28 protein-coding genes are annotated in these 26012 nt (G+C 72.3%); 14 read left to right on the top strand and 14 right to left on the bottom strand.

The window, feature by feature from the left end; all coding sequences use genetic code 11:
* Positions 1-464 precede the first annotated feature (464 nt).
* On the top strand, positions 465-1742 hold the full coding sequence (gene serB / locus V9U70_RS04220; protein WP_336673073.1) for a phosphoserine phosphatase SerB: 1278 nt from the start codon (positions 465-467) through the stop codon (positions 1740-1742).
* 176 nt (positions 1743-1918) lie between these two features.
* Here serB and V9U70_RS04215 read toward each other — a convergent pair whose 3' ends face one another.
* From V9U70_RS04215 to V9U70_RS04200, 4 genes are all read right to left on the bottom strand, one after another.
* A complete protein-coding gene (locus tag V9U70_RS04215; protein ID WP_336673072.1) occupies positions 1919-2437 on the bottom strand; it encodes a SixA phosphatase family protein in 519 nt (172 codons plus the stop codon).
* Positions 2438-2569: 132 nt separating this feature from the next.
* On the bottom strand, positions 2570-2776 hold the full coding sequence (locus V9U70_RS04210; protein WP_336673071.1) for a hypothetical protein: 207 nt from the start codon (positions 2774-2776) through the stop codon (positions 2570-2572).
* A gap of 172 nt (positions 2777-2948) precedes the next feature.
* Positions 2949-3065, bottom strand: coding sequence for an SGM_5486 family transporter-associated protein (locus tag V9U70_RS04205; protein ID WP_336673070.1), 117 nt, complete (start codon positions 3063-3065; stop codon positions 2949-2951).
* 17 nt (positions 3066-3082) lie between these two features.
* Positions 3083-4372: a CynX/NimT family MFS transporter gene (locus tag V9U70_RS04200; protein ID WP_336673069.1), complete on the bottom strand. Its 1290-nt coding sequence runs from the start codon at positions 4370-4372 to the stop codon at positions 3083-3085.
* A 145-nt stretch (positions 4373-4517) separates the two neighbouring features.
* On the opposite strand from V9U70_RS04200, the gene V9U70_RS04195 reads away from it, so the two are divergent.
* A complete protein-coding gene (locus V9U70_RS04195; protein WP_336673068.1) occupies positions 4518-5306 on the top strand; it encodes a FadR/GntR family transcriptional regulator in 789 nt (262 codons plus the stop codon).
* A gap of 7 nt (positions 5307-5313) precedes the next feature.
* Here V9U70_RS04195 and V9U70_RS04190 read toward each other — a convergent pair whose 3' ends face one another.
* The 3 genes from V9U70_RS04190 to fabG form a co-directional block, all read right to left on the bottom strand.
* Positions 5314-5748, bottom strand: coding sequence for a hypothetical protein (locus tag V9U70_RS04190; protein ID WP_419723930.1), 435 nt, complete (start codon positions 5746-5748; stop codon positions 5314-5316).
* 220 nt (positions 5749-5968) lie between these two features.
* Positions 5969-6736 carry an enoyl-ACP reductase FabI gene (fabI, locus tag V9U70_RS04185; RefSeq protein ID WP_336673067.1) on the bottom strand — a complete coding sequence of 256 codons (768 nt, stop codon included), beginning with the start codon at positions 6734-6736 and terminating at the stop codon, positions 5969-5971.
* A 5-nt stretch (positions 6737-6741) separates the two neighbouring features.
* Positions 6742-7461, bottom strand: a complete 720-nt coding sequence (gene fabG / locus V9U70_RS04180) for a 3-oxoacyl-[acyl-carrier-protein] reductase (protein WP_336673066.1) — start codon at positions 7459-7461, stop codon at positions 6742-6744.
* A 237-nt stretch (positions 7462-7698) separates the two neighbouring features.
* Between fabG and V9U70_RS04175 the strand changes: the two genes are divergently transcribed.
* Genes V9U70_RS04175 through tyrS form a run of 3 tightly spaced genes read left to right on the top strand, consistent with a single transcriptional unit; the run spans position 7699 to position 11949 of the window.
* On the top strand, positions 7699-9228 hold the full coding sequence (locus V9U70_RS04175) for a TldD/PmbA family protein (RefSeq protein WP_336673065.1): 1530 nt from the start codon (positions 7699-7701) through the stop codon (positions 9226-9228).
* Positions 9225-10619 carry a metallopeptidase TldD-related protein gene (locus tag V9U70_RS04170; RefSeq protein WP_336673064.1) on the top strand — a complete coding sequence of 465 codons (1395 nt, stop codon included), beginning with the start codon at positions 9225-9227 and terminating at the stop codon, positions 10617-10619. Before V9U70_RS04175 ends, V9U70_RS04170 begins: the two co-directional genes overlap by 4 nt.
* A 58-nt stretch (positions 10620-10677) precedes the next feature.
* Positions 10678-11949 (top strand): tyrosine--tRNA ligase, encoded by a 1272-nt coding sequence (gene tyrS / locus V9U70_RS04165; RefSeq protein ID WP_336673063.1) that lies wholly within the window; start codon positions 10678-10680, stop codon positions 11947-11949.
* Between the two features lie 75 nt (positions 11950-12024).
* On the opposite strand, the gene V9U70_RS04160 is transcribed toward tyrS, so the two are convergent.
* Positions 12025-12303 carry a GlsB/YeaQ/YmgE family stress response membrane protein gene (locus tag V9U70_RS04160; protein WP_336673062.1) on the bottom strand — a complete coding sequence of 93 codons (279 nt, stop codon included), beginning with the start codon at positions 12301-12303 and terminating at the stop codon, positions 12025-12027.
* Positions 12304-12511: 208 nt separating this feature from the next.
* On the opposite strand from V9U70_RS04160, the gene V9U70_RS04155 reads away from it, so the two are divergent.
* Together V9U70_RS04155 and V9U70_RS04150 are read left to right on the top strand one after the other, a co-directional pair.
* On the top strand, positions 12512-12889 hold the full coding sequence (locus tag V9U70_RS04155; protein ID WP_336673061.1) for a DUF3099 domain-containing protein: 378 nt from the start codon (positions 12512-12514) through the stop codon (positions 12887-12889).
* Between the two features lie 217 nt (positions 12890-13106).
* On the top strand, positions 13107-13355 hold the full coding sequence (locus V9U70_RS04150) for a hypothetical protein (RefSeq protein WP_336673060.1): 249 nt from the start codon (positions 13107-13109) through the stop codon (positions 13353-13355).
* Between the two features lie 3 nt (positions 13356-13358).
* Here the strand turns inward: V9U70_RS04150 and moaA are convergent, their stop codons facing one another.
* The 3 genes from moaA to V9U70_RS04135 all read right to left on the bottom strand — a co-directional run bounded on the left by moaA (position 13359) and on the right by V9U70_RS04135 (position 16592).
* Positions 13359-14348, bottom strand: a complete 990-nt coding sequence (moaA, locus tag V9U70_RS04145; protein ID WP_336673059.1) for a GTP 3',8-cyclase MoaA — start codon at positions 14346-14348, stop codon at positions 13359-13361.
* 241 nt (positions 14349-14589) lie between these two features.
* The gene (locus V9U70_RS04140; protein ID WP_336673058.1) at positions 14590-16230 is read right to left on the bottom strand and encodes a solute symporter family protein; all 1641 of its coding nucleotides are present in this window, start codon (positions 16228-16230) and stop codon (positions 14590-14592) included.
* A complete protein-coding gene (locus V9U70_RS04135; RefSeq protein WP_336673057.1) occupies positions 16227-16592 on the bottom strand; it encodes a DUF485 domain-containing protein in 366 nt (121 codons plus the stop codon). The genes V9U70_RS04140 and V9U70_RS04135 overlap by 4 nt, the downstream gene beginning before the upstream one ends.
* 49 nt (positions 16593-16641) lie before the next feature.
* Between V9U70_RS04135 and V9U70_RS04130 the strand changes: the two genes are divergently transcribed.
* Together V9U70_RS04130 and V9U70_RS04125 are read left to right on the top strand one after the other, a co-directional pair.
* A complete protein-coding gene (locus tag V9U70_RS04130) occupies positions 16642-16797 on the top strand; it encodes a hypothetical protein (protein ID WP_336673056.1) in 156 nt (51 codons plus the stop codon).
* A gap of 131 nt (positions 16798-16928) precedes the next feature.
* On the top strand, positions 16929-18467 hold the full coding sequence (locus V9U70_RS04125; RefSeq protein WP_336673055.1) for a S8 family peptidase: 1539 nt from the start codon (positions 16929-16931) through the stop codon (positions 18465-18467).
* A 35-nt stretch (positions 18468-18502) separates the two neighbouring features.
* Here the strand turns inward: V9U70_RS04125 and V9U70_RS04120 are convergent, their stop codons facing one another.
* On the bottom strand, positions 18503-19177 hold the full coding sequence (locus V9U70_RS04120) for a lysoplasmalogenase (protein ID WP_336673054.1): 675 nt from the start codon (positions 19175-19177) through the stop codon (positions 18503-18505).
* A complete protein-coding gene (locus V9U70_RS04115) occupies positions 19174-20154 on the bottom strand; it encodes a sterol desaturase family protein (RefSeq protein WP_336673053.1) in 981 nt (326 codons plus the stop codon). The genes V9U70_RS04120 and V9U70_RS04115 overlap by 4 nt, the downstream gene beginning before the upstream one ends.
* Positions 20155-20587: 433 nt before the next feature.
* Here V9U70_RS04115 and V9U70_RS04110 point away from each other — a divergent pair, with 433 nt between their 5' ends.
* The 5 genes from V9U70_RS04110 (at position 20588) to V9U70_RS04090 (ending at position 25393) form a co-directional block, all read left to right on the top strand.
* Positions 20588-21610, top strand: coding sequence for a DEDDh family exonuclease (locus V9U70_RS04110; protein WP_336673052.1), 1023 nt, complete (start codon positions 20588-20590; stop codon positions 21608-21610).
* A 63-nt stretch (positions 21611-21673) separates the two neighbouring features.
* Positions 21674-21907: a hypothetical protein gene (locus tag V9U70_RS04105; protein WP_336673051.1), complete on the top strand. Its 234-nt coding sequence runs from the start codon at positions 21674-21676 to the stop codon at positions 21905-21907.
* A gap of 78 nt (positions 21908-21985) precedes the next feature.
* Positions 21986-22780 carry an SURF1 family cytochrome oxidase biogenesis protein gene (locus V9U70_RS04100; protein WP_336673050.1) on the top strand — a complete coding sequence of 265 codons (795 nt, stop codon included), beginning with the start codon at positions 21986-21988 and terminating at the stop codon, positions 22778-22780.
* A 59-nt stretch (positions 22781-22839) separates the two neighbouring features.
* Positions 22840-24633: a glycoside hydrolase family 15 protein gene (locus tag V9U70_RS04095; protein ID WP_336673049.1), complete on the top strand. Its 1794-nt coding sequence runs from the start codon at positions 22840-22842 to the stop codon at positions 24631-24633.
* Positions 24634-24637: 4 nt separating this feature from the next.
* The gene (locus V9U70_RS04090) at positions 24638-25393 is read left to right on the top strand and encodes an SDR family oxidoreductase (protein WP_336673048.1); all 756 of its coding nucleotides are present in this window, start codon (positions 24638-24640) and stop codon (positions 25391-25393) included.
* Between the two features lie 36 nt (positions 25394-25429).
* Here V9U70_RS04090 and amaP read toward each other — a convergent pair whose 3' ends face one another.
* The gene (gene amaP / locus V9U70_RS04085; RefSeq protein ID WP_419723929.1) at positions 25430-26008 is read right to left on the bottom strand and encodes an alkaline shock response membrane anchor protein AmaP; all 579 of its coding nucleotides are present in this window, start codon (positions 26006-26008) and stop codon (positions 25430-25432) included.
* Positions 26009-26012 lie beyond the last annotated feature (4 nt).

The following is a 26012-nucleotide window of genomic DNA, read 5'->3' as shown; positions in this document are numbered from 1 at the left end:
CCCAGGAGCGGTCCCCGATCCGAAAGTCAGGCGGCTGAAGACCCGGCGCGGACCAGCGCCGCCGTCGTGTTATCGCGGGTAGAACAGACCGGTACCGGAAGAAGTCGGGATGAAGATCCGGTTACCGTCCGGAGAAGGCCAGGCGTCTGCATACCGGCGGATACGGGGTGCTCAGGCGCGGCGGTGCGCAAGGGGTCTACCGGCCAGATCGTCCGCTGGTCACCCGCCCCGCGCGCGCCGGGGCGCGAGCCGCCGCCGGACCGCCTCCCCGCCGGCCTGCGGGCCACCGTCGGCTTCTGCTCGTACGCCGGGCGCACGCCCTCGTTCCGTCCGGACGGCAGGGCGTTCCGAAGACCCTCCGCCGCGCCACCCGCGCACGCCGGGCGCGGGGCGCCGCGGCTTTCCGTCCGTCCCTCGGGACGGGAGGCCGGAGCGGGCGGCGGGACCGATACGGTGGGAACACCATGAGCGCATCCCAGCCACCTCAGTCCCCCGCGTTCCCCGAGCCCCGCCAGGACCGCCGGGCCGGTGACGCGCCTCCCCCGGGCGGCGACGCACCCACCCTCCTCGTCAAGATCTTCGGCAAGGACCGCCCCGGCATCACCGCCGGGCTCTTCGACACCCTCGCCGCCTACGCGGTCGACGTCGTGGACATCGAGCAGGTCGTCACCCGCGGACGCATCGTGCTGTGCGCCCTGGTCACCACGCCCACCGCGGGCGGGACGACCGAGGGCGACCTGCGGGCGACCGTGCACAGCTGGGCCAACTCCCTGAAGCTCCAGGCCGAGATCATCTCGGGAATCGGCGACAACCGGCCCCGCGGCGACGGCCGTTCCCATGTGACCGTGCTGGGCCACCCCCTCACCGCGGAGTCCACCGCCGCCATAGCGGCCACGATCACCGCGACCGGCGGGAACATCGACCGCGTCTTCCGGCTGGCGAAGTACCCGGTCACCGCGGTCGAGTTCGCCGTCTCGGGGACCGGGACCGGGCAGCTGCGGACCGCGCTGGCGACCGAGGCCGCGGAGATCGGCGTGGACGTCGCGGTGGTCTCGGCCGGACTGAGCCGCCGGGCCCAGCGCCTGGTCGTCATGGACGTCGACTCCACCCTGATCCAGGACGAGGTGATCGAGCTCTTCGCGGCGCACGCGGGCTGTGAGGACAAGGTCGCCGAGGTGACCGAGCAGGCGATGCGCGGCGAGCTGGACTTCGAGCAGTCGCTGCACGCCCGGGTCGCGCTGCTGGCGGGGCTGGACGTCTCGGTGGTGGACAAGGTGCGCGCCGAGGTGCGGCTCACCCCCGGCGCCCGGACCCTCATCCGGACGCTGAAGCGACTCGGGTACCAAGTGGGCGTGGTCTCCGGTGGCTTCACCCAGGTCACGGACGACCTGAAGGAACGTCTCGGCCTCGACTTCGCCTCCGCCAACACCCTGGAGGTGGTGGACGGCAAGCTCACCGGCCGGGTCGTCGGCGACGTCGTGGACCGGGCGGGCAAGGCCCGGCTGCTGCGCAGCTTCGCCGAGCAGGCGGGGGTTCCGCTGGCGCAGACGGTGGCCATCGGGGACGGGGCGAACGACCTCGACATGCTGAACACCGCGGGCCTCGGGGTCGCCTTCAACGCCAAGCCCGTGGTCCGCGAGGCGGCGCACACCGCGGTGAACGTGCCGTTCCTGGACACCGTGCTCTATCTGCTCGGCATCACCCGCGAAGAGGTAGAGGCGGCGGACGGCCTCATCGACTGACGTCGCACGGACGGGCCCGCGAGACCGGCCTACGGGCCCACGGACGGGGGTCCCCGGCGCGCAGGAGGTGCCGGGGACCCTGGGCGTACTTCGGTCAGACGTGGATCAGCCGCTGCCGCCCGGGGCGGGGCCGCTCGGCGCGGGCGGCCGCCCGCGCGCTCGCGGAGCCCGGCCGCTCAGGCGTTGGGCGTCCAGTACTCCGTGAGCCTGCCGGCCCCGTGTTCCACGGTCTTCCAGGAACCGGGGAACTCCACGACGGCGTAAGCGGCCGTCGGGAATCCGTCCCGGGTCATCCTGGCCAGCGCATCGCCCTCGGCCGATCCCGAGAGGGCGTCGGCGGCGGCGTGCATCCCGGGGTTGTGGCCGATGACCAGCAGGGTGCGGACCTCGTCCGGGGTCTCGTTGAACAGGGCGATCAGATCGCCGAGGGAGGCGTCGTAGAGCCTGTCCTCATAGACGGTCCGGGGGCGCTGGGCGAATTCGTGGACCGCCAGCTTCCAGGTCTCCCGCGTCCTGACGGCGCTGGAGCAGAGGGCCAGGTCGACATCGATGCCGGAATCGGCGAGCTTGCGGCCGGCCACAGGCGCGTCCTTGCGGCCGCGCTCGGCCAACGGACGCTCATGATCGGAAGCCTGCGACCATTCCGCCTTGGCATGCCGGAGAAGGACGATCCTGCGAGGTGTCTCAACGCTCATACACCTCAGCTTCGCATGAAACGCGGCCTCCGGCGCAGGGTGTTGACGTGCCGGCCCAAGGAATCCGGAGCTGGGGCGCCGGGCCCGGCCCACCGCGACGGCAGGCCACCGCGGAGCAGCGGTGTCCCGACGTCAGCGGGTCAGCAGAGGGAATATGTGTTCGACCAGCTGCCCGAGGGCGGAGGCTCCGGTGGCGGCGTGCGCCTGTCCGGGGCTGAGGATCAGCAGGAGGAGCGCGGCGAACGCGACGGAGGGCAGCGCGACGGCCCACCAGGGCAGCCGGATCTCGACGGCGCCCGTCGACGGTCGGGACGTTCTGGTGTGCGCTGGGACCGGCATCTACGCCTCCGTGGCTCATCGGGTCGATACCGAAGAACCTACGGACCGGACGGGGTGGGCCCCATCCGGTGGCCCACCCACTTCACCCTGAGCCTGCCCCCCTAAGGGACCGGGGGCCAGCCCCAGCTTCCAGGGGGGCGCGGGCGCAGGGGACGTACAGAAGAGGGGAACGTCAAGGGGAGGCGATGGAAGCGATCACACCGATGATCACGGTCACGAGAAGCATCGCCCCGAACACGAGGAGGAGCTTCTGCTTGCCGTTCTGGGGATGAGGATCGAGCACGGGCATGGGGCCAGTCTCGCATCTCAGCACTCGTCCTCAACCGCCCGGTCCCGGCCGGCCAGCATCCCGGCCGCCATCTGGGGGATCATGAGGCCCGCCATCAGGGCGATCGGCAGGCCCCAGCCACCACTGTGCTGGTAGAGCACGCCGATCAGGAGCGGGCCCGGAATCGAGAGCAGGTATCCGGTGGACTGGGCGAAGGCGGACAGCCGGACCACGCCGGCCCCGGTACGGGCCCGCATGCCGATCATGGTCAGGGCGAGCGGGAAGGCGCAGTTGGCCACGCCGAGGAGCAGCGCCCAGGCCCAGGCCCCCGCGGCGGGGGCGAGGTAGAGGCCCGCGTAACCGATCAGGCCGCACAGGCCGAGGACGACGACGATGGGGCCCTGCTGCCTGAGCCGCGAGGCGACCTTGGGGATGACGAAGGCGAGCGGGACGCCCATCGCCATGGTGACCGCGAGAAGGAGGCCGGCCCGGCCGGCGGAGACCCCGGCGTCGCGGTAGATCTGCGGCATCCAGCCCATGGTGATGTACGCGGCGGTGGCCTGGAGCCCGAAGAAGCAGGCCAGGCTCCACGCGGTCCGGCTGTGGGCGATCCGGAGCGCCGGCGCTCCGGTCGGGCGGGCGCCGGGCTGCTCGGGGGCGGGGGTGCGGTCCCGTACGAGAACGACCCAGGGCAGGACCGCGAGGGCCGCCAGGCCGGCCCAGACGGCCAGTCCGGACCGCCAGTCGCCGCCCAGCGCCCCGGTGAGCGGGACGGTGACGGCGGCGGCGAGGGAGGTGCCGAGCGCCAGGGCCATGGAGTAGAGGCCGGTCATGGTGCCGACGCGGTCGGGGAACCAGCGCTTGACGATCACCGGCATCAGGATGTTGCTGACGGCGATGCCCATCAGGGCCAGCGCGCTGGCGAGCAGGAACCCCGCGGTGGAGCCGATGTACGGGCGGATCACCAGACCGGCCGCGATGGCCGCCATGCCCGCGCAGACGACGGCGCCCGCGCCGAAGCGCCGGGCGAGGCGCGGCGCCATGACTCCGAAGGCCGCGAAGCAGAGCGGCGGCACGGAGGTGAGGAGCCCGGCGACGCTGCCGCTCATGTGCAGCCCCTCGCGGACCTCTTCGAGGAGGCTGCCGAGGCTGGTGATGGCGGGGCGGAGGTTCAGGGCGGCCAGGACGAGCCCCACGGCGATGAGGCGGAGCAGCCAGGGCGCGGGGGCCTCTCGCCCGCCAGGGAGCCGCTGAGGTTCCGGGGCGTGGGGCGTGCGCGTGGCGGTGCCTCGCTTCAGGGTCGGGGTCTGGATGTCGTCGTCCGGCATGGAGCCATCATAGAATCATGGGATGTTTACTTGTCCAATTCCCGCCACCGCCGTCCGGCCGCGCCTCCCGCGCTCCCGCCGCCCCTGAGAGAATCCGGGCCGGACTTCCCCGTTCGGCCCGGCCCGCCCACGAGCAAGGAGCATCATGGCGCTGACGTCTCCCCGGCGTTCGGCACTCGCCGACCAGGTGATCGCCCAGTTGAGGAACCAGATCACCTCGGGCGAGTGGCCGGTCGGCTCGCGCATTCCGACCGAGCCCGCGCTGGTCGAGCAGTTGGGGGTGGCCCGCAACACCGTCCGCGAGGCGGTACGCGCCCTGGCGCACAACGGGCTCCTCGACATCCGGCAGGGCTCGGGCACCTATGTGATCGCCACGAGCGAGCTGGCCGGGGTGATGCACCGGCGGTTCGCGGCCGCCGACCCCCGTCACATCGCGGAGCTGCGGTCGACGCTGGAGTCCTCCGCGGCCCGGTTGGCGGCCGTCCGGCGCACCGAGCGGGACCTGCGGCAGCTGGACACCCTGATGGCACGCCGGGAGGAGACCTGGGCCGCGGGCGACGCGGAGGCCTTCGTGGCCGCGGACGCGACCTTGCACCTGGCAGTGGTGGCCGCCTCGCACAACGACGTCCTGACGGAGCTCTACGCGGACCTCGGGGACCTGTTGCGCGACTACCTGCGCGGTGACGTGGGCCCCGAGCTGCGGCCGGAGAACCACATGGACCACGCCCGGCTGGTCGAGGCGATCCGGGCCGGGGACGCTGAGACGGCCGCGGCGGAGGCGGCGAGCCACGCGCTGAACTGCCCGGCGGACCGCGTGCAGGCGGGGCCGGCCCACCAGCCCGGGCCGGGTCCGGCAGCGCGGTCGGGCGGCCCAGAGCCACAACCGGCGACTCGCAGCGGTGCGGGCCCGGCGGTGCGCGGCGGGGCGGGGTGAGCCAGGCTCAGAGCGGGGCGGGACGGTGGCTGACCCAGGCCGTGGCGACCTCTTTCCAGCATCGGTCCTCCAGCCGTACGGTCCGGCCGGGCTCCACCGCGACCGCCGCGCCGTCCGCGTCCACGTCCCACCACCGTTCGCATTCGGTGTGCAGCCGGACCAGGTCGGTGGAGGGGTAGGGATTGTGGCAGTACGCGACGACCCGGGAGCCCTCCACGGACGTACGGCACTCCGAGCCGGCCGGGCCGCTCCCGCGGGGTTCCGCGGGCGCGCCCAGAGGGGCCCCCGAGGCGGAGTCGGCCCCGCCGGCGGCGTGGACTCCCAGCGGGACGCCGAGCCCCGCGACGGCGAGCGCGGCGACCACCGGGAGACGGGCCCTGCGGGGAGCGCGGAGCGGACGGGGCCGGGCGGAGCGCCGGCGCCGGGCGCCGAGGGCGCGCAGGACCCGTGGGCGGTACGGGCGATGCGTGGGGCGCACGGCGATCTCCCTCCCGCAGCCTGACCAGAAGTCCGGTTCCTCCACATTCTGCGGTGGATCGGCTGGTTTCTCGACCGGAGCGACGGCGGAGCCGCGTGCCATGACGGCCTCCGGCCGCGGACCGCCCCCGGGAGAACCGGGGTGCGGCGCGCGGCCGGAGGCCGTTGACCAGGAGAGGGAGCGGTCAGGCGCCCATCATGTGCACGCCGCCGTCGACGTGGATGATCTCGCCCGTCGTCTTCGGGAAGAAGTCGGAGAGCAGGGCCACGACGCCGCGGCCGGCCGGCTCCGGGTCCGACATGTCCCAGGCGAGCGGGGAGCGGTGGTTCCAGACGTCGGCCAGCTCGGAGAAGCCCGGAATGGACTTGGCGGCCATGGAGCCGAGCGGTCCGGCGGAGACCAGGTTGCAGCGCAGGCCGTCCTTGCCGAGGTCCCGGGCGAGGTAGCGGGAGGTGGCCTCCAGCGCGGCCTTGGCGGGGCCCATCCAGTCGTACTGCGGCCAGGCGTACTGGGCGTCGAAGGTGAGGCCGACGATCGAGCCGCCGTCGCTCATCAGCGGCCTGCACGCCATGGCCAGCGACTTCAGGGAGAACGCCGAGACGTGCATCGCGGTGGCGACGGACTCGAACGGGGTGTTGAGGAAGTTGCCGCCGAGCGCGTCCTGAGGCGCGAAGCCGATGGAGTGGACGACGCCGTCGAGCGAGCCGAGCTCCTCGCGGACCAGGCCGGCCAGCCGGTCCAGGTGCTCGCCGTCGGTGACGTCCAGCTCGATGACCTTGGCAGGCTTCGGCAGCTTCTTGGCGATGCGCTCGGTCAGGGTGGGCCGGGGGAAGGCCGTCAGGATGACCTCGGCCCCCTGCTCCTGGGCCACCTTCGCGGTGTGGAACGCGATGGACGACTCCATCAGCACCCCGCTGATGAGGACGCGCTTGCCGTCGAGAATTCCGCTCATGGTGATCAGTGACCCATGCCCAATCCGCCGTCAACGGGGATGACGGCTCCAGTGATGTACGACGCGTCGTCGGAGGCGAGGAAGCGCACCGCGGCGGCGATCTCCTCGGGCCGCGCGTAGCGGCCGAGCGGCACCTGGGACACGATGCCCTTGCGCTGCTCCTCGCTGAGCGCCTGGGTCATGTCGGTGTCGACGAAACCGGGGGCGACGACGTTGAAGGTGATGTTGCGCGAACCGAGCTCACGGGCCAGCGACCGGGCGAAGCCGACCAGCCCGGCCTTGGAGGCGGCGTAGTTGGCCTGGCCGGCCGAGCCGAGGAGGCCGACGACGGAGGAGATGAGGACGACGCGGCCCTTCTTGGCGCGCAGCATCGCGCGGTTGGCCCGCTTGACGACGCGGAAGGTCCCCGTGAGGTTGGTGTCGACGACGGAGGTGAACTCCTCCTCCGACATCCGCATCAGCAACTGGTCCTTGGTGATACCGGCGTTGGCGACCAGCACCTCCACGGGGCCGTGCTTGTCCTCGATCTCCTTGTAGGCCTGCTCCACCTGCTCGGCGTCGGTGATGTCGCAGCGGACCGCGAGGACACCGGCGTCGGTGAGGGCCCGCGGAGGCTCTCCGGAGCGGTAGGTGATCGCGACCTGGTCGCCGTTGTCGGCGAAGGCGCGGGCGATGGCGAGGCCGATGCCCCGGTTTCCTCCGGTGACGAGAACCGAGCGGCTCAACGGATCACCCTTTCCTTGGCGGACGGCAGGTCTTCCCTGACGGTCTGGCTACCTCGAAAACCTATCGGTACCGTGCGCCGATCGGGGAATCGAGCCCTGACAGTGGCTTGTCCGGGGTGCTGTGGGGTTCCTACAGTCCGCACGGCGGATGTCCGCCCCGGCAGTCACGCCGGTCCACCGGTGCGGTCACCGTCCGGCATGGTTCACTGCCGTGGTGTATCGAGAAGGGAATTCCCTGTGCCCCACGAGGTAGATCAGTCCTTCCTTGCCCTGCCCTCGCGCGCGCTGGCCGACGCGGCGCTCGCCCGGGCGCGGGCGCTCGGCGCGACGCACGCCGACTTCCGGCTGGAGCGGGTGCGCAGCGCGTCCTGGCGGCTGCGGGACGCACGCCCCGCCGGCGCGTCGGACAGCACGGACCTCGGGTACGCGGTGCGGGTGGTGCACGGAGGCGCCTGGGGGTTCGCGTCCGGGGTCGACCTGACGATGGACGCGGCCGCGAAGGTGGCCTCGCAGGCCGTCGCGATGGCCAAGCTGTCGGCGAAGGTGATCGCGGCCTCCGGGGCCGGTACCGAGGGCAGGGTCGAGCTGGCGGACGAGCCGGTGCACGGCGAGCGGACCTGGGTCTCCGCGTACGACGTCGACCCCTTCTCCGTACCGGACGAGGAGAAGGCGGCGCTGCTGGCCGAGTGGAGCGGGCGGCTGCTGGGCGCCGAAGGGGTCGCGCATGTGGACGCGTCCCTGATGGCCGTGCACGAGAACAAGTTCTACGCGGACACGGCGGGGACCGTCACCACCCAGCAACGGGTGCGGATTCATCCGCAGTTCACCGCCGTCGCGGTGGACGGCGCGAGTGGTGAGTTCGACTCGATGCGGACCATCGCGCCACCGGTCGGACGCGGCTGGGAGTATCTGACCGGGACCGGCTGGGACTGGGACGCCGAACTGGCCGAGATCCCCTCGCTCCTCGCGGAGAAGATGCGCGCGCCGAGCGTCGAGGCGGGGGCGTACGACCTGGTCGTCGACCCGTCGAACCTGTGGCTGACCATCCACGAGTCGATCGGCCACGCCACCGAGCTGGACCGGGCCCTGGGGTACGAGGCGGCGTACGCCGGGACCTCGTTCGCCACCTTCGACCAGTTGGGGAAGCTGGCGTACGGCTCCTCCGTCATGAACGTGACGGGCGACCGCACCGCCGAGCACGGGCTCGCGACCATCGGGTACGACGACGAGGGCGTCGAGGCCCAGTCCTGGGACCTGGTGAGAAACGGCACTCTGGTGGGCTACCAGCTGGACCGCCGGATCGCGAGGCTGACGGGGCTCGGCCGCTCCAACGGCTGCGCCTACGCGGACTCGCCGGGCCACGTACCCGTCCAGCGCATGGCGAACGTCTCGCTCCGGCCGGACCCGGGCGGGCTGTCCACCGACGACCTGATCGGCGGGGTGGAGCGGGGAATCTACGTGGTCGGAGACCGGTCGTGGTCGATCGACATGCAGCGCTACAACTTCCAGTTCACCGGGCAGCGCTTCTTCCGCATCGAGAACGGCAGGCTCGCCGGGCAGGTGCGCGATGTGGCGTACCAGGCGACGACCACGGACTTCTGGGGCTCGATGGAGAAGGTCGGCGGCCCGCAGACATACGTACTGGGCGGCGCGTTCAACTGCGGCAAGGCCCAGCCGGGGCAGGTCGCCGCCGTCTCGCACGGCTGCCCCTCCGCCCTCTTCCGAGGCGTGAACATCCTCAACACGACGCAGGAGGCCGGACGATGAGCCGCGTCAGCAAGCCGCACGAGATCGTCGAGCGGGCCCTGGAGCTGTCCACCACGGACGGTCTGGTGGTCATCGCCGACGAGCACTCCTCCGCCAATCTGCGCTGGGCGGGCAACGCGCTCACCACGAACGGGGTCACCCGGGGACGGACCCTGACCGTCGTCGCGACGGCGGACGGGGCGAAGGGGACGGCCACCGGCGTCGTCTCCAGATCGGCCGTCACCGCGGAGGACCTGGAGCCGCTGGTACGGGCCGCAGAGGCCGCCGCGCGCGGCGCCGGGCCCGCCGAGGACGCACAGCCGCTGGTGAGCGGGGCGGCCCCCTCCCCCGACTTCGCCGACGCGCCCGCGGAGACCGGTCCCGAGGTCTTCGCCGACTTCGCCCCGGCCCTCGGCGACGCCTTCGCCCGCGCCCGCTCGGAGGACCGCGAGCTGTACGGGTTCGCCCACCACGAGCTGACCTCCACGTACCTCGGTACGTCCACGGGGCTGCGGCTGCGCCACGACCAGCCGAACGGGACGCTGGAGCTGAACGCGAAGTCCCCGGACCGGTCCCGCTCCGCGTGGGCGGGCCGGGCGACCCGGGACTTCTGTGACGTGGACCCGGCGGCGATGGACGCGGAGCTCGCGCGGCGGCTGCGCTGGGCGGAGCGGCGGATCGAGCTCCCGGCCGGCCGGTACGAGACGCTGCTGCCGCCGACGGCGGTCGCTGACCTGTTGATCTACCAGCTCTGGTCCTCCACCGCACGGGACGCCGTCGAGGGCCGGACGGTGTTCTCGACGCCGGGCGGCGGCACGCGGCTGGGCGAGAGGCTGTCCCCGCTTCCGCTGACGTTGCGCAGCGACCCGCACGCCCCGGGGCTGGAGTCGGCGCCCTTCGTGATCGCCCACTCCTCCGGCGACAGCGGCTCCGTCTTCGACAACGGGCTGCCGCTCGCCCCGACGGAGTGGGTGCGGGAGGGAACGCTGGAGCGGCTGACGACGACCCGGCACTCGGCGGGCCTGACGGGCCTGCCGGTCGCCCCGGCCATCGACAACCTGGTGCTGGAGGGCGGCGGCGAACGGTCGCTGGAGGAGATGGCAGCCGCGACCAGGGGGCGGGCGCTGCTGCTGACCTGCCTCTGGTACATCCGGGAGGTCGACCCGGCGACGCTGCTGCTGACCGGGCTGACCCGGGACGGCGTCTATCTGGTCGAGGACGGCGAGGTGGTCGGCGAGGTGAACAACTTCCGGTTCAACGAGTCGCCGGTGGGCCTGCTGTCCCGGGCGACGGAGGCGGGGCGTACGGAGAAGACGCTGCCGCGCGAGTGGGGCGACTGGTTCACGCGGGCCGCCATGCCCGCGCTGCGCATCCCGGACTTCCATATGAGCTCGGTCAGCCAGGGGGTGTGACACGCCTAGACTGACACCTAGATCTCTACCAGGACCAGGCATAAGGAGCACCGGAACCGTGACGGACATCGTCGACGAGCTGAAGTGGCGCGGGCTGTTCGCCCAGTCCACTGACGAGGACGCATTGCGCAAGGCTCTCGCGGACGGTCCTGTCACCTTCTATTGCGGCTTCGACCCGACCGCGGCGAGCCTCCACGTGGGGCACCTGGTCCAGGTGCTCACCATGCGGCGGCTCCAGCAGGCGGGGCTGCGGCCCCTCGCTCTGGTGGGGGGCGCGACGGGCCAGATCGGCGACCCCCGGCCCACCGCGGAGCGCACCCTGAACGACCCGGAGACCATCGCGGCCTGGGTGGCGGGGCTGCGGTCGCAGATCGAGCCGTTCCTGTCCTTCGAGGGCGACAACGCGGCCACGATGGTCAACAACCTGGACTGGACCGCGGGTCTGTCCGCGATCGAGTTCCTGCGGGACATCGGGAAGCACTTCCGGGTCAACAAGATGCTCACCAAGGACTCGGTCGCCCGTCGGCTGGAGTCGCAGGAAGGCATCAGCTACACGGAGTTCAGCTACCAGCTGCTCCAGGGGATGGACTTCCTCGAGCTGTACCGCCGGTACGGCTGCACCCTCCAGCAGGGCGGCAGCGACCAGTGGGGCAACCTCACCGCGGGCATCGACCTGATCCACCGGCTGGAGCCGGGCGCCGCCGTGCACGCGCTGGCGACGCCGCTGATGACGAAGGCGGACGGGACGAAGTTCGGCAAGTCGGAGAGCGGCGCCGTCTGGCTCGACCCGGAGATGACCACGCCCTACGCGTTCTACCAGTTCTGGCTGAACGTGGACGACCGGGACGTCTCCCGGTATCTGCGCATCCTCAGCTTCAAGAGCCGTGAGGAGCTCGAAGAGCTGGAGAAGCTGACCGAGGAGCGGCCGCAGGCCCGCTCGGCGCAGCGCGCGCTGGCCGAGGAGCTGACCACGTTGGTGCACGGCGGCGCCCAGTGCGCCGCCGTCATCGCGGCGTCCAAGGCGCTGTTCGGGCAGGGCGACCTGGCCGAGCTGGACGAGGCGACGCTGGGCGCGGCCCTGTCCGAGGTGCCGCACGCCCGGGTCGCCGAGCTGGGCCCGCTGGTGGACCTCCTGGTGGAGGTCGGGCTGGCGCCGAGCAAGTCGGGGGCGCGCCGCACGGTCAAGGAGGGCGGCGCCTACGTGAACAACGTCAAGGTCGTCGACGGCGAGAGCGCCCCGGCCGCCGGTGAGCTGCTGCACGGGCGCTGGCTTGTGCTGCGCCGGGGCAAGAAGAACCTGGCGGCCGTGGAGGTCGGACCGGTCGGCTGACCGCTTCCTCTCCCGTGGCACGGCACCGCGGCCGGACACGCTCCGTGCGTGTCCGGCCGCGGTGATCGCGGTGGGTCAGGTTCTCTGCTTGCGGTTGCCTCGGATCGACTGCCAGAGCATGTCACCGAGGGCGACCACGGCTACGGCGCCGGCCAGTTGCAGCAGATGGCGAATCCAGTCGATGCCCTTGGTGTCCTCGACGCCGATCCAGCCGGCCACAGCATTGCCGAGGATGCTTCCGACGATGCCGAACACCGCCGTCAGCCAGAGCGGGATGTCCTGTTTGCCGGGCAGGATCGCTCTGGCGATGACACCGAGCACCAAGCCCACGATGATGGCCCACAACCAGCTCATTTCGCCTCCTCATGCGGCGCGGTGTGCGCGTCCGCCCAGTCTCGGCCGGTCCGGCTCCGGGCGCATGCCGGGCAGGGCCGTACGGGTGGCCGGGCCTGCGGCCCGGCGGGTGGGGGACGCGCCCCGGCCGCCCGTCCCGCGGGCAGCGGGCGTACCGTGGACAGGGCCCGGTCCGGGGCGGCCGGCGACGAGATCTGGTGGTGGGAACATGCTGCGGAAGAACGACGGTGCGGAGGTCTTCCGGATCACGGGCGCACGTCAGGGGCTGGCGGACGACGTCCGCGGCAGACAGCGACGCTATGTGATCTCCATGTCGGTGCGCACGGTGTCCGTGGTGCTGGCGGCGGTGCTGTGGAACGTCGAACGGCATGTGGCGATCGTGGCGCTGGTGCTCGGTGTGCTGCTGCCGTACGTGGCCGTGGTCATCGCCAACGCCGGACGGGAGAGCGCGCCCTCCCTGCCCTCGACGTTCGTCCCCCTGCCGGCGCGGCCTGCCGTTCAGGCGGCTCCGGCGTCCGGCAGGGCGGAGTCCGACGGCTCCGGGGAGCCGGCCGGCCGGGTCCCTCCGCCCCACGGGCACGGCTGAGCCGGGGCGCCCGCGCGGCTCGGGAAAGCAACGAGCAATCATGACGTTCCGGTGCACCGCGCGCCGGTCCCCGTGACATACTTCCCCTGCGCTCCGCATCCCCCGTCGGAGCGACGGACCGACGCCGGGCAGCTCCCCCCGTGGCTGCTCGGCGTCGCCCTTTCTCCGGCGGGGAGGCGTCAGGAGGCACGCAGAGCCTCTGGCCTAGGCTGGGCGCGTGATCTTCCCCGATACGTCCGCCGCGAGTCCCGCCGGCGCCCCGATCTGTTCCGCCAAGGGCTGCCGGGCCGCCGCGGTGTGGGTGCTGGCCTGGAACAACCCCAAGCTGCACACGCCCGAGCGGCGCAAGACCTGGCTGGCCTGCGAGGAGCACCGGGAGCACCTGTCCTCCTTCCTCGATGTACGAGGTTTTCTGAAGGACGTCGTGACGCTGGCGGACTGGGAGTCGGGCTCCGGCCGCGGCTGAGCCTCAGCCGCCGATCGCCGACATCGGGCGGTCGGGCTGCAGGAAGGACGGGTCGTCCAGTCCGGAGCCCGCCTTCTTGCCCCACATGGCCGTCTTCCAGAGCCGGGCGATCTCCTCGTCGGGCGCGGAGCCGCGCAGGGCTCCGCGCAGGTCGGTCTCCTCGCGGGCGAAGAGGCAGGTGCGGACCTGGCCGTCGGCGGTGAGCCGGGTGCGGTCGCAGGCGCGGCAGAACGGGCGGGTGACCGAGGCGATCACTCCGACGCGGTGCTCGGTGCCGTCGACGGCCCAGCGCTCTGCGGGAGCGGAGCCGCGGGCGTCGTCGCCTTCCGCGGTGAGGGAGAAGCGGGTGCGCAGCGAGGCGAGGATGTCCCCGGCGGTGATCATGCCGTCGCGCTTCCAGCCGTGCTGGGCGTCCAGGGGCATCTGCTCGATGAAGCGGAGCTCGTAGTCGTGCTCGATGGCCCAGGCGAGCAGCTCGGGGGCCTCGTCGTCGTTGAGGCCGGGCATCAGGACGGAGTTGACCTTCACCGGGGTGAGTCCGGCCTCACGGGCGGCTTCGAGGCCGTCCAGGACGTCCTGGTGGCGGTCGCGGCGGGTGAGGGTCTTGAAGACGTCGGGGCGCAGGGTGTCCAGCGAGACGTTGACCCGGTCGAGGCCCGCGGCCTTGAGTGCGGCGGCGGTGCGCCGGAGCCCGATGCCGTTGGTCGTCAGGGACATCCGGGGGCGGGGGGTGAGGCCGGCGCACTGCTCGACGATGGAGACGAGGCCGGGGCGCAGCAGAGGTTCGCCGCCGGTGAAGCGGACCTCGGTGATGCCGAGCGAGGTGACGGCGATGCGGATCAGGCGCACGATCTCCTCGTCGGAGAGCAGCTCGCTCTTGCCGAGCCACTGCAGGCCCTCTTCCGGCATGCAGTAGGTACAGCGCAGGTTGCACTTGTCGGTGAGTGACACGCGCAGGTCGGTGGCGATCCGGTCGTAAGTGTCGATGAGCATGGTGGGCCCCTCCCCGGTGCCGCCCGCGGTGGCGCGGTCGCTCTTTCGAGACGTTGGCTCTTTCGAGACCTGACTCCTTCGAGACTACGGGAGACCGCTGACATCGGGGCGCCCCGTTTGCCACGAGGCGCGGCCGGGCCGCGTNCCCGCCGCGGGGTGTGCTCCCGGGCGGCTCCGCGGCCTCCTTGCTCAGGGCGTGTCGCCGCGCCGGTGGGGCCGGCGCCCGGCCGGCCACGCCGCGTCAGTGGGCGCCGATGCCGGTGAGGGACTTGACCTCCAGTTCGGCGTACTTGTCCGTGTCGGGCTTCTCCTTGGAGATCAGCGAGCCGATCCAGCCGAGGAGGAAGCCGAGCGGGATGGAGATCAGGCCGGGGTTCTCCAGCGGGAACCAGGCGAAGTCGACGCCGGGGAACATCGAACTGGGCTTGGAGGAGACGACCGGCGAGAACAGCACCAACAGGACGGAGGCGGCGAGGCCTCCGTAGATGGACCAGAGGGCCCCCTGGGTGGTGAAGCGCTTCCAGAAGAGGCTGTAGAGGATGGTCGGCAGGTTGGCGGAGGCGGCGACCGCGAAGGCCAGGGCGACCAGACCGGCCACGTTGAGGTCCCGGGCGAGCGCTCCCAGCGCGATGGAGACGACGCCGATGGCGACGGTGGCCCAGCGCGCGGCGCGGACCTCCTCCTTCTCGGTTGCCTGCCCCTTGCGGATGACGTTGGCGTAGATGTCGTGCGCGAAGGACGAGGAGGAGGCGAGGGTGAGTCCGGCGACGACGGCGAGGATGGTGGCGAACGCGACGGCGGAGATCACCGCGAGGAGGATGGCGCCGCCCGTGGAGCCGGCGCCTCCGCCGATCTCCAGGGCGGCCAGCGGCGCCGCGGTGTTGCCCGCCTTGTTGGAGGCGATGATGTCGCCGGGCTTGAGGAGGGCGGCGGCGCCGAAGCCGAGCACGATCGTCATCAGGTAGAAGGCTCCGATGATGCCGATCGCCCAGTTCACGGACTTACGGGCGGCCTTGGCCGTGGGCACGGTGTAGAAGCGGATCAGGATGTGCGGCAGGCCCGCGGTGCCCAGGACCAGGGCGATGCCGAGGGAGATGAAGTCGAGCTTGGAGATGCCGTCGACGCCGTACTTCAGGCCGGGCTCCAGGAACGCCGCGCCCTTGCCGCTGTTGCTGGCGGCGGTGCCGAGCAGGTCGGAGATGTTGAAGTTGAACTTCAGCAGGATCAGGAAGGTGATGAGCAGGGTGCCCGCGATGAGCAGGACGGCCTTGACCATCTGCACCCAGGTGGTGCCCTTCATCCCGCCGATGGTGACGTAGAGGATCATGAGCACGCCGACCAGCGCGACGATGAGAATCTTGCCCGCGTCGCTGGTGATGCCGAGCAGCAGCGAGACGAGGACGCCCGCGCCGGCCATCTGGGCCAGCAGGTAGAAGATCGACACGACGATCGTGGACGTGCCGGCGGCGGTGCGGACGGGGCGCTGGCGCATCCGGTAGGCGAGGACGTCGCCCATGGTGTAGCGGCCGGAGTTGCGCAGGGGCTCGGCGACCAGCAGCAGGGCGACGAGCCAGGCGACGAGGAAGCCGATGGAGTACAGGAAGCCGTCGTAGCCGAAGAGGGCGATGGCTCCGGCGATGCCGAGGAAGGAGGCGGCGGACATGTAGTCGCCGGAGACGGCCAGGCCGTTCTGGAACCCGGTGAACTGGCGGCCGCCCGCGTAGAAGTCGGCGGCGCTCTTGGTCTGGCGCCCGGCCCACACGGTGATGAAGAGGGTCGCGACGACGAACGCGGAGAACAGGGTGATGATCAGCGCCCGGTGGTCGCCCGCCCCTTCTGCGGCGAGCTGGACTGCGGGGCGGGCGATGTGGGCGGCGCTCATGCGTCGGCCTCCATACGGGACTTGATGGCGTCGGCCTTCGGGTCGAGCTTGGTGGCGGCGTGCCGGGAGTAGAGCCAGGCGATGAGGAAGGTGGTGGCGAACTGGGCGAGGCCGAGGACGAGCGCCATGTTGATGTTGCCGACGACCTTGGTCGCCATGAAGTCGCCCGCGTAGCTGCAGAGCAGGACGTACAGCAGATACCAGGTCACGAAGGCGACGGTGAGCGGGAAGGCGAAGGAACGGTGCGAGCGCCGCAGTTCGGCGAACTCGCCGCTCGCCTGCATCGCGACGAACGCCTCGGCGGTGGGCTGGACGGGGCCGGTGTCCTGACGGGGTTCGGGCGGCGGTGCCTCGGTAGCCACGGATTCTCCTCGCGACGCGGGTGCGGTGTTCTGGGGGGTGGTGGATGTCATGGGAGGCCTCGCCTCGTTGCCGGGGACGGTGATGTGCCTCCTGGACAACGGCACGGAGGACGCGACGAAGCGGTTCACCGCGCGTTTCGCCTTCTCCGACGCGGTACGCCGGGTCCCGGCGCCCTGGGCCCGGCCGCTCAGTGATCACCCGTGAGGGTCACTCTTCGAACCAACTTGCCCGTAAACATTGATGTGTCGGCAAGATCAGCGATAGCTTCACTCGTCATGTACGCGACCGAACACGTCAAGTGTCCGGTCGATCGGCACGGATGATGTGGAGAACCCATGGCTCATCTGGCATCGAGACGGACCCGCGCACTCGCGGCGCCCGTCGGACTCGCGCTGACCGCCTCGCTCGGCTTCCTGCCGACGGCGACGGCCACGGCGGCGCCCACCGGCGAGCCTGCCACCGCGACCGTGCGGACCGACGGTCCGAAGCTGTCCTACGTGGTCAACACCCGGGGCGGCCGCGGCACCGTGAAGCAGGTCGAGAAGGCGATCGGCAGGGCCGGCGGCACCGTCGTCGTCGCCTACGAGCAGATCGGCGTCATCGTCGTCCACTCGCAGAACCCGGCCTTCGGCGAGACGATGCGCCGGGTACGGGGCGTGGAGTCGGCCGGCGCCACCCGGACGAACCCGATCGTGCCGCAGGCCACCAAGGACGTCGGAGCGATAGCGCAGCCGCTCACGGCCGCGCAGGCGGCGGCCGCCGCCGCGCAGGCGAAGGCCGACGAGGACCCGCTGGAGCCCCTCCAGTGGTCGCTGCCGGCGATCAAGGCGGACCGGGCCCACGAGAAGTCGCTCGGCTCCAAGCGGGTGACGGTCGCCGTCATCGACACGGGCGTCGACGACACCCACCCGGACCTCGCCCCGAACTTCGACCGCCGCGCCTCGGTCAACTGCGTCACCGGCGCTCCGGACACCACCCCCGGCTCCTGGCGTCCGGCGGCGGGCGAGAGCGACCACGGCACGCACGTGGCGGGCACCATCGCCGCCGCGAAGAACGGCGCCGGCGTCACCGGCGTCGCGCCGGGTGTGAAGGTCTCCGGCATCAAGGTCTCGAACCCGGACGGGTTCTTCTACACCGAGGCCGTCGTCTGCGGGTTCCTCTGGGCCGCCGAGCACGGCGTCGACGTGACGAACAACAGCTATTACACCGACCCCTGGCTGTTCGCCTGCAAGAACGACCCGGACCAGGGCGCGCTGGTGGACGCCCTCACCCGCGCCGCCCGGTACGCCGAGCGCCGCGGCGCGGTCAACGTCGCCGCGGCGGGCAACTCCCGCCACGACCTGGCGTCCGACGCGATCAAGGACTCCACCAGCCCCAACGACAGCGAGACCGTCACGCGGACGGTCGACCCGAGCCTCTGCCCGGACATCCCGACCATGCTGCCGGGCGTCGTGACGGTCTCCGCCACGGGCGCGAAGGGCCTGAAGTCCTCCTACTCCAACTACGGCAAGGGCGTCATCGACGTGTCGGCGCCGGGCGGCGACTCGACGGTCTACCAGACCCCGGAGGCGCCGGCCGTGAGCGGGCTGATCCTGTCCACGCTGCCGGGCGGCAAGTTCGGCTACAAGGCCGGTACGTCGATGGCGTCGCCGCACGTCGCCGGCGTCGTGGCCCTGATCAAGTCCAAGCACCCCTACGCCTCACCGGCCGCCGTGAAGGCGCTGCTGGCCCTCCAGGCGGACGCGAAGGCGTGCGGCGCGCCGTACGACATCGACGGTGACGGCACCGTCGACGCGGTCTGCGAGGGCGGCAAGCACGCCAACGGCTTCTACGGGGCCGGGACGGTGGACGCGCTGGACGCGGTCCGCTGGTAGCAGCCCGCACCTCGACACGGGCGCGGCCCGGGAGTTCACCCCCGGGCCGCGCCCTTCGCCGTCGACGCGAGCGCGCCGAAGACCAGCAGGGCCTGCGCGGCGATATAGGTGAGCATCACCCAGAAATCCGGCGTGGGCGGCTGGGGCCAATCGGCGACACCGGTGGCGATGAGGGCGTCGGAGACCAGGAAGAGAGCCCCGCCCACCGCCGCGTACGGCCCGAACACGCCGGAGCGCCAGGCCACGGCGGTGAGCAGCAGGCTGTAGCCGGCCAGCGGGAGGCGCAGGTCCGCCGGGAGGTCCGGCAGGATCAGGGCGAGGAAGAGGCCGAGGGCCAGGACGTACCCGGCCCCGGTGGCCAGCGGGGCACGGGCCCGGCCGCGGCCGAACAGCGTCAGATAGCAGACGTGGCCGACGGCGAAGCAGGCCATGCCGAGCAGGAAGGACGTGTCGGTCTCTGCGAGCAGGAGGACGTCGCCGCCCCAGCCGAGCAGCAGGGCGGCGACGAGCGGCCGGGGCGCGCCGCGCAGCGCCGCGTACCCGGCGAGCAGCGGCATGAGCAGCGGTTTGGCGACCAGGTGGACGGTCCCGGCCCCGGCGAGCAGCCCGGTCAGGTCGGCGGCGGCGGTGACGAGGAAGGCCGCCGCCAGCGGCCGGGCGAAGCGCTCCGTCCCGCCCGGGCGAGCGGGCCGGGCGGCGGTGGCGCTCACCGGCCCCGCGCCGGGGCGGGGGCTTGTGCGGACGGGGCGGCCCGCTTCCGGAGGGGGGCGGCGGTGAGGTCCGCGGGGGCCGCGGCGGCCGGGGGCGCTCCCGGCGTCACCGCCGTGGCGGGGGCGCCGGCCCGGGCTGCCGGGGGCGCGGGCTGCCAGCCGGGCCCGCGGAAGACCCGTCCGGCCCGCTCGCTCCAGGAGGCGGCGGCGCGGACGTCACGCGCGATGGCGGCGTACTCGTGGGTCGCGACGCGCAGCGGGTTGTAGGTGGAGATGTTCTTGGTGAGGCCGTAGACGGGCCGCTCGGTCTCCGCGGCGAAGGACCGGAACAGGCGGTCCCAGATGATCAGGATGCCGCCGTAGTTGCGGTCCAGGTAGCCGCCCTGCGAGGCGTGGTGGACCCGGTGGTGTGAGGGCGTGTTGAGGACGTACTCCAAGGGCTTCGGGAGCTTGCCCACCCGCTCGGTGTGCACCCAGAACTGGTAGACGAGGTTGGCCGACTGGCAGAACGCGAGCGCCGCCGGGTGCACCCCGCAGACGATCAGCGGCAGGTAGAAGGGCCAGACGGTCGCGGAGGTCCAGGGCTGGCGCAGCGCGGTGGTCAGGTTGAACTTGCGGCTGGAGTGGTGGACCACGTGGCAGGCCCACAGGATACGGACGACGTGGTGGCCGCGGTGGGACCAGTAGTAGAAGAAGTCCTGGGCGAGCAGCATCAGCAGGACGGTCCACCACAGCACGGGCACCCGCATCGGCGTCAGCTCGTACACCGCGGTGTAGATCGCCACAATGGGCAGCTTCCACAGCAGGTCGAAGCCCAGGCTGCCGAGGCCCATCGTGACGCTGGTCGCCGCGTCCTTGGCTTCGTACCCGGCGGCGTCCTCGTCCGGGCGGAGGCGGCAGCTGACCATCTCGACCACGGTGAGCAGCACGAAGGCCGGTATTGACCACAGCACGACATCGGGCAGATTCGGCTCCATGCGAGCACCGTAGAGCGGTCGGCCGACGAGGGCTAGACGTTGTTACCCACAAGTATGCGAGACCTGGCGTCAGCAGTCTTTGGCGCCTTCCGACAAGGGGCCGGGCCGCGGCATCCACGGCACGCGGCGCGTCGAGGGGGAGGAACGCTCGTGTCCGGTACGGAAGTTGCCCCGCTTACGGCTGACCGCGACGGACCCCGCGAAACCGGACCGGGCGGTGAGGGCGCTCGCGGGCCGTCTGGCGGGCTCCTTCGGGCGTCTCCCCGAGGGGCGAACAGGCTCTCGACAGAGGGGTCGGCTGCGACTGCGCGCCCGGCGGGCCAGGGCGGGAGCACGCCGGTGCAGCGGCCGGCAGCTCGACCGGACCACGGCACCGGAGCACCCCGCCCCCGGCGGCCGGGTAGGAGACTGTCAGTCATGGCCCGTATTCTCTGTGACCATGCTCGACGACCGCCAGACAGCCGCACCGTGGCCGACCGCCTATCCCCCGGGGTACGCGGTCGTCGACGTGGAGACCACCGGGCTCGCCCGTGACGACCGGATAGTGTCCGCCGCCGTCTACCGGCTGGACGCCCTGGGCAACGTCGAGGACCACTGGTACACGCTGGTCAATCCGGAGCGCGACCCGGGCCCCGTCAGAATCCACGGGTTGACGAGCGCCGTCCTGGACGGCGCCCCGCTCTTCCCCGAGGTGGCCGCCGAGCTGTCACAGCGGCTCGCGGGCCGGGTGCTCGTGGCGCACAACGCGGCGTTCGACTGGTCGATGATCGCCCGGGAGTACGCACGCGCTGCGGTGATCGCCCCGGTCGAGCAGCGGCTCTGCACGATCGCGCTCGCCAAGGAGCTGCGGCTGCCGCTGCCCAACCACAAGCTGGCCTCGCTCGCCGCGCACTTCGGGGTGGTGCAGGAGCAGGCCCACCACGCCCTGGACGACGCCCGGGTGCTGGCCGAGGCGTTCCGGCCCAGCCTGCACGCGGCGGCCAGGGGCGGAGTGCGGCTGCCGCTGCTGGAGTGCCGGCCGCTGACCGAGTGGTCCGACTCCCCCGTCGTCCCGCGCGCCGGCTATCAGCCCGCGCGGCAGCAGAACAGCTGGCGGCCCTCGCGCAAGCGGCCCGCCTGCCCGTATCCCAACCCTGGGCGGTACGAGAGGGAGAGGCCGCTGAAGCAGGGCATGCGGGTGGCGTTCTCCGGGGACACCTCGATCGACCGGGAGCTGCTGGAGGACCGGGCCGTGGAGGCCGGTCTGCACGTGGCGACCAGCGTCTCCCGTCTGACCAGCCTGCTGGTGACCAACGATCCGGAGGCGGCCACGTCCAAGACGCAGAAGGCCAGGACGTTCGGCACCCCGATCCTGGAGGAGAGCGCCTTCACCCATCTGCTGCGCGATGTGGCCCCCGCGGAGGAGGGCGCACCGGGTGTGGTGCCCCCGCAGGCGCCCGCACCGTCATCGGAGTGAACCGGGCGCGACGCGCCCGGCAGCCGCTCGCCCCCCGCCGCCGGGCGTCCCACCCTGTGGCGCATGGCACGTTGTGAGGTTTGCGGAAACGACTACGGCATGTCCTTCGAGGTGCACGCGCAGGGCGCGGTGCACGTCTTCGACTGCTTCGCCTGCGCCATCCACCGCATGGCGCCGATCTGCGAGCACTGCCGGGTCCAGGTGATCGGGCAGGGCGTCGAGGCCGACGGGCACTGGTACTGCGGCGCCCACTGCGCCCGCGCCGAGGGGAAGGCGGGCATCGTGGACAGAGCGTGAGGAAACACCCCGGAGCGGGGACGCTCCGGCGGCACCCCTGAGTGCCGCGCCCCATTGCCTCGGTTGTACGGTCATGGGGTGTACCGCTTCCTGTTGACCCGGCAGTGGGTGATCCTCACCCTCCTCGCCCTCGTGCTGATCCCGACGATGATCGAGCTGGGTTTCTGGCAGCTGCACCGCCACCAGCACCGGGTCGAGCAGAACGCCCTGATCTCCCGCAACCTGGAAGCGCCGGCGGTGCCCGTCACAGATCTGACCTCCCCCGGGCACACCGTCCCGCGCGCCGACTACTGGCGGGAGGTCACCGCGACGGGGACGTTCGACTCCGAGCACGAGCTGGTCGTCCGCCGCCGGACCTCGGGCGACGACCGGATCGGCGCCCACGTCCTGACCCCGCTGGACCTCCGGGGCGGCGGCACCGTCCTGGTCAACCGGGGCTGGGTCCCGGCGGCGCCGAACCAGACCGACTACCCCGACGTGCCGCCCGCCCCGCGGGGCGAGGTCACCGTCACCGGCCGTCTCAAGGCGGACGAGACGACCGGCAGCAGCGGCATCAAGGACCTGGCGGGGCTGCCGGACCGGCAGGTGATGCTGATCAACAGCGAGCAGCAGTCCCAGCTCCTCTCCCGCGAGGTCCTCGGCGGTTACATCGAGCAGACCGCGCCGACGCCGGCGGGTGATCTGCCCGAGCAGGTCGCTTCCCCGGACAGTGGTTCGATCGGCCCGCACATGGCGTACGCCGTCCAGTGGTGGCTGTTCGTCGCCGCGGTCCCGATCGGCTGGGCGGTGCTCGTACGGCGTGAGAAGCGCGACCGCGAGCAGGCGGCGGCCGAGGGCGTGACGTCCGCGCAGCCGGAACCGGCGAGGGCCTGAGGCGCGCGGCACACCGCCGGCCTGCTTAACAAGGGCCCGGTTCGGGAACACGCCAGAGCGTGACCCCACGCATCGAGGACTACGCCCTGATCGGCGATCTCCAGACCGCCGCGCTCGTCGGCAGGAACGGTTCCGTCGACTGGCTCTGCCTGCCCCGCTTCGATTCCGGAGCCTGCTTCGCCGCCCTGCTCGGCTCCGAGGAGAACGGCCACTGGCGCATCGCCCCCAAGGGCGCGGGCCCCACCGACACCTGCACCCGGCGGGGCTACGCGGGCGACTCCCTGGTCCTGGAGACGTACTGGCAGACGCGGACCGGCACGGTCAAGGTCATCGACTTCATGCCGCAGCGCGACCGGTCGCCGGACCTGATGCGGATCGTCGAGGGCGTCAGCGGCAGCGTCGACATGAGCTCCGTGCTGCGGCTGCGCTTCGACTTCGGTTCTGTGGTGCCCTGGGTACGCCGGTCGCACGGCCACCGGGTAGCGGTCGCGGGCCCCGACTCCGTCTGGCTGCGCAGCGAGCCCCCGGTCAAGACGTGGGGGCAGCAGTTCAGCACCTGTTCCTCCTTCACCGTCGCCGAGGGCGAGAGCGTGGCCTTCGTCCTGACCTGGCATCCGTCGCACTCGGCGCGCCCCAAGCTGATCGACCCGCGCAAGGCCCTGAAGCACACGCTGCACGACTGGGCGAAGTGGACCGAGCGCTGCACGTACGACGGACCGTACCGCGAGGCCGTCCTGCGCTCGCTCATCACGCTGAAGGCCCTGACCTTCGCCCCGACCGGCGGCATCGTGGCCGCCCCGACGACCTCGCTGCCGGAGGAGATCGGCGGCGTACGGAACTGGGACTACCGCTACTGCTGGCTGCGGGACGCCACCCTCACCCTCGGAGCGCTGCTCTCGGCCGGCTATGTGGAGGAGGCGGGCGCCTGGCGCGACTGGCTGCTGCGGGCGGTCGCCGGGGACCCGGCGGACCTCCAGATCATGTACGGGCTGGCGGGCGAGCGCCGGCTCCCCGAGACGGAGCTGCCCTGGCTCAGCGGGTACGAGAACTCCCGGCCCGTGCGCACCGGCAACGCGGCGGTCCGCCAGCGCCAGTTGGATGTGTACGGCGAGGTCATCGACGCGCTCCGGCTGGCCCGCGACACCGGCCTGGACGACAAGCCGCACGCCTGGAACCTCCAGCTCAGTCTGCTCGGCTTCCTGGAGTCGACCTGGCGGGAACCGGACGAGGGGCTGTGGGAGATCCGCGGCGCACGCCGCCACTTCGTGCACTCCAAGGTGATGGCCTGGGTCGCCGCCGACCGGGCGGTGCGCACGCTGGAGGAGAACCCCGGGCTGCCCGGCGACGCGGACCGCTGGCGGGCGATGCGGGACGCCGTGCACGCGGAGGTGTGCGAGAAGGGGTACGACCCCGAGCGGAACACCTTCACCCAGTTCTACGGGTCGCGGGAGCTGGACGCCTCGACCCTGCTGATCGCGCGCACCGGGTTCCTGCCGCCGGACGACCCGCGGGTGATCGGCACGGTCGACGCGGTCCGCGACGAGCTGGGCAGCGACGGCCTGGTCCGCCGCTACAGCACCGCGGGCATGTCCGTCGACGGGCTGCCCGGCGAGGAGGGGGCGTTCGTCGTCTGCTCGTTCTGGCTGGTCGACGCGTTGCGGCGGACCGGCCGGCCGGCCGAGGCCCGTCGGCTGTACGAGCGGTTGCTGGAGCTCCGCAACGACGTGGGGCTGCTGGCGGAGGAGTACGACGTCGCGGCGGAGCGGCAGTTGGGCAACTTCCCGCAGGCGTTCAGCCACATCGGTCTGGTGAACGCGGCTGTCGCCCTCCTCGGGGAGGACCCGGCAGGATAGGGCCATGGATCTTGGACTGAAGGACCGTGTGTACATCGTCACCGGGGCGACGCGGGGCCTCGGCAACGCCACGGCGCGCGCCCTGGCCGCCGACGGGGCGAAGGTGATCATCACCGGCCGGGACGCGACGGGCGTCGCGGAGGCCGCCGCCGAGCTGGGCCCGGACGCCGTCGGGCTCCCCGCCGACAACGCCGACCCGACCGCCGCCCAACGCCTGGTGGACACCGCGCGGGAGCGTTTCGGGCGGCTCGACGGCATCCTCGTCAGCGTCGGCGGCCCGGCCCCGGGGTTCCTCGCCGACAACACCGACGACCAGTGGCAGACGGCGTTCGAGACGGTCTTCCTGGGGGCGGTGCGGCTCGCCCGGACGGCGGCCGCCGCGCTCGGCGACGGCGGTGTGATCGGTTTCGTGCTCTCCGGGTCGGTGTACGAGCCGATCGCGGGGCTGACCATCTCGAACGGGCTGCGCCCCGGTCTCGCCGGCTTCGCCAAGTCGCTGGCCGACGAGCTGGGCCCGCGCGGCATCCGGGTCGTCGGGGTGCTGCCCGGCCGGATCGACACCGACCGGGTCCGTGAGCTGGACGCGCTGTCCGGTGACGCGGAGGCCGCCCGGACCGCCAGCGAGGCGCGCGTCCCGCTGCGGCGCTACGGGACGCCCGAGGAGTTCGGGAGGACCGCGGCCTTCCTGCTCTCGCCCGCCGCCTCGTATCTGACGGGGATCATGGTTCCGGTCGACGGCGGATCGCGGCACGGCTTCTGACCCGCCGCACCCGCCCTGACGCTGGCTCCCGTGCCGTCAGGACACCCGCTCCGCGCGGTGTTTGACGGCCCGGAGGCGGATCTCGGCGGGAAGCTCCGCGAGTCCGGCCGACTCCCGGGCGTGGGCGAGCGCGCCGTCGGCCACCGCCCGCAGCGTCCGGACGGGGGCGGCGTCCGGCTCCATCCGCAGCCGGACCCTGGCCCGGGGCGCGGTCCGGCGGCCGGTCAGGGCAGCGTGCGCGTGCGCCACCCCGTCCGCCGTGTCCGCCTCCCCCGCGAGGGCGCCCTCCAGCGCCTTGCCGCGCACCTGAGCTCCCTCACCGTCACCGCTGTCGACCAGCAGTGCGGCGAGGCGGCCACGGCGCAGTTGGGCGAAGAACCACCACAGGGCCAGGACCACCAGGACGGCCAGGATCGCGATCACCGTGGGCCACCACCAGCCCTGGTCGCGCCAGCGGCCCCGGTCGGCGGAGCTGAGCAGCACATCGCCCTTGCCGTCCCAGGGCCACCAGGACGGTACCGGCGCGCCGAGGCCGGCGGCGAGCACGGCTCCGCCGACGGCGGCCAGCAGCAGACCGGCCAGGACCAGCAGGACCCGGTTGACGGTGGAGCGCATGCGG

Source organism: Streptomyces pratensis, assembly GCF_037137275.1.
GTDB classification, from domain to species: Bacteria; Actinomycetota; Actinomycetes; order Streptomycetales; family Streptomycetaceae; genus Streptomyces; species Streptomyces pratensis_B.
Note: the sequence above shows the minus strand (reverse complement) of the source record. Positions and strands in the feature narration are given on the sequence as shown.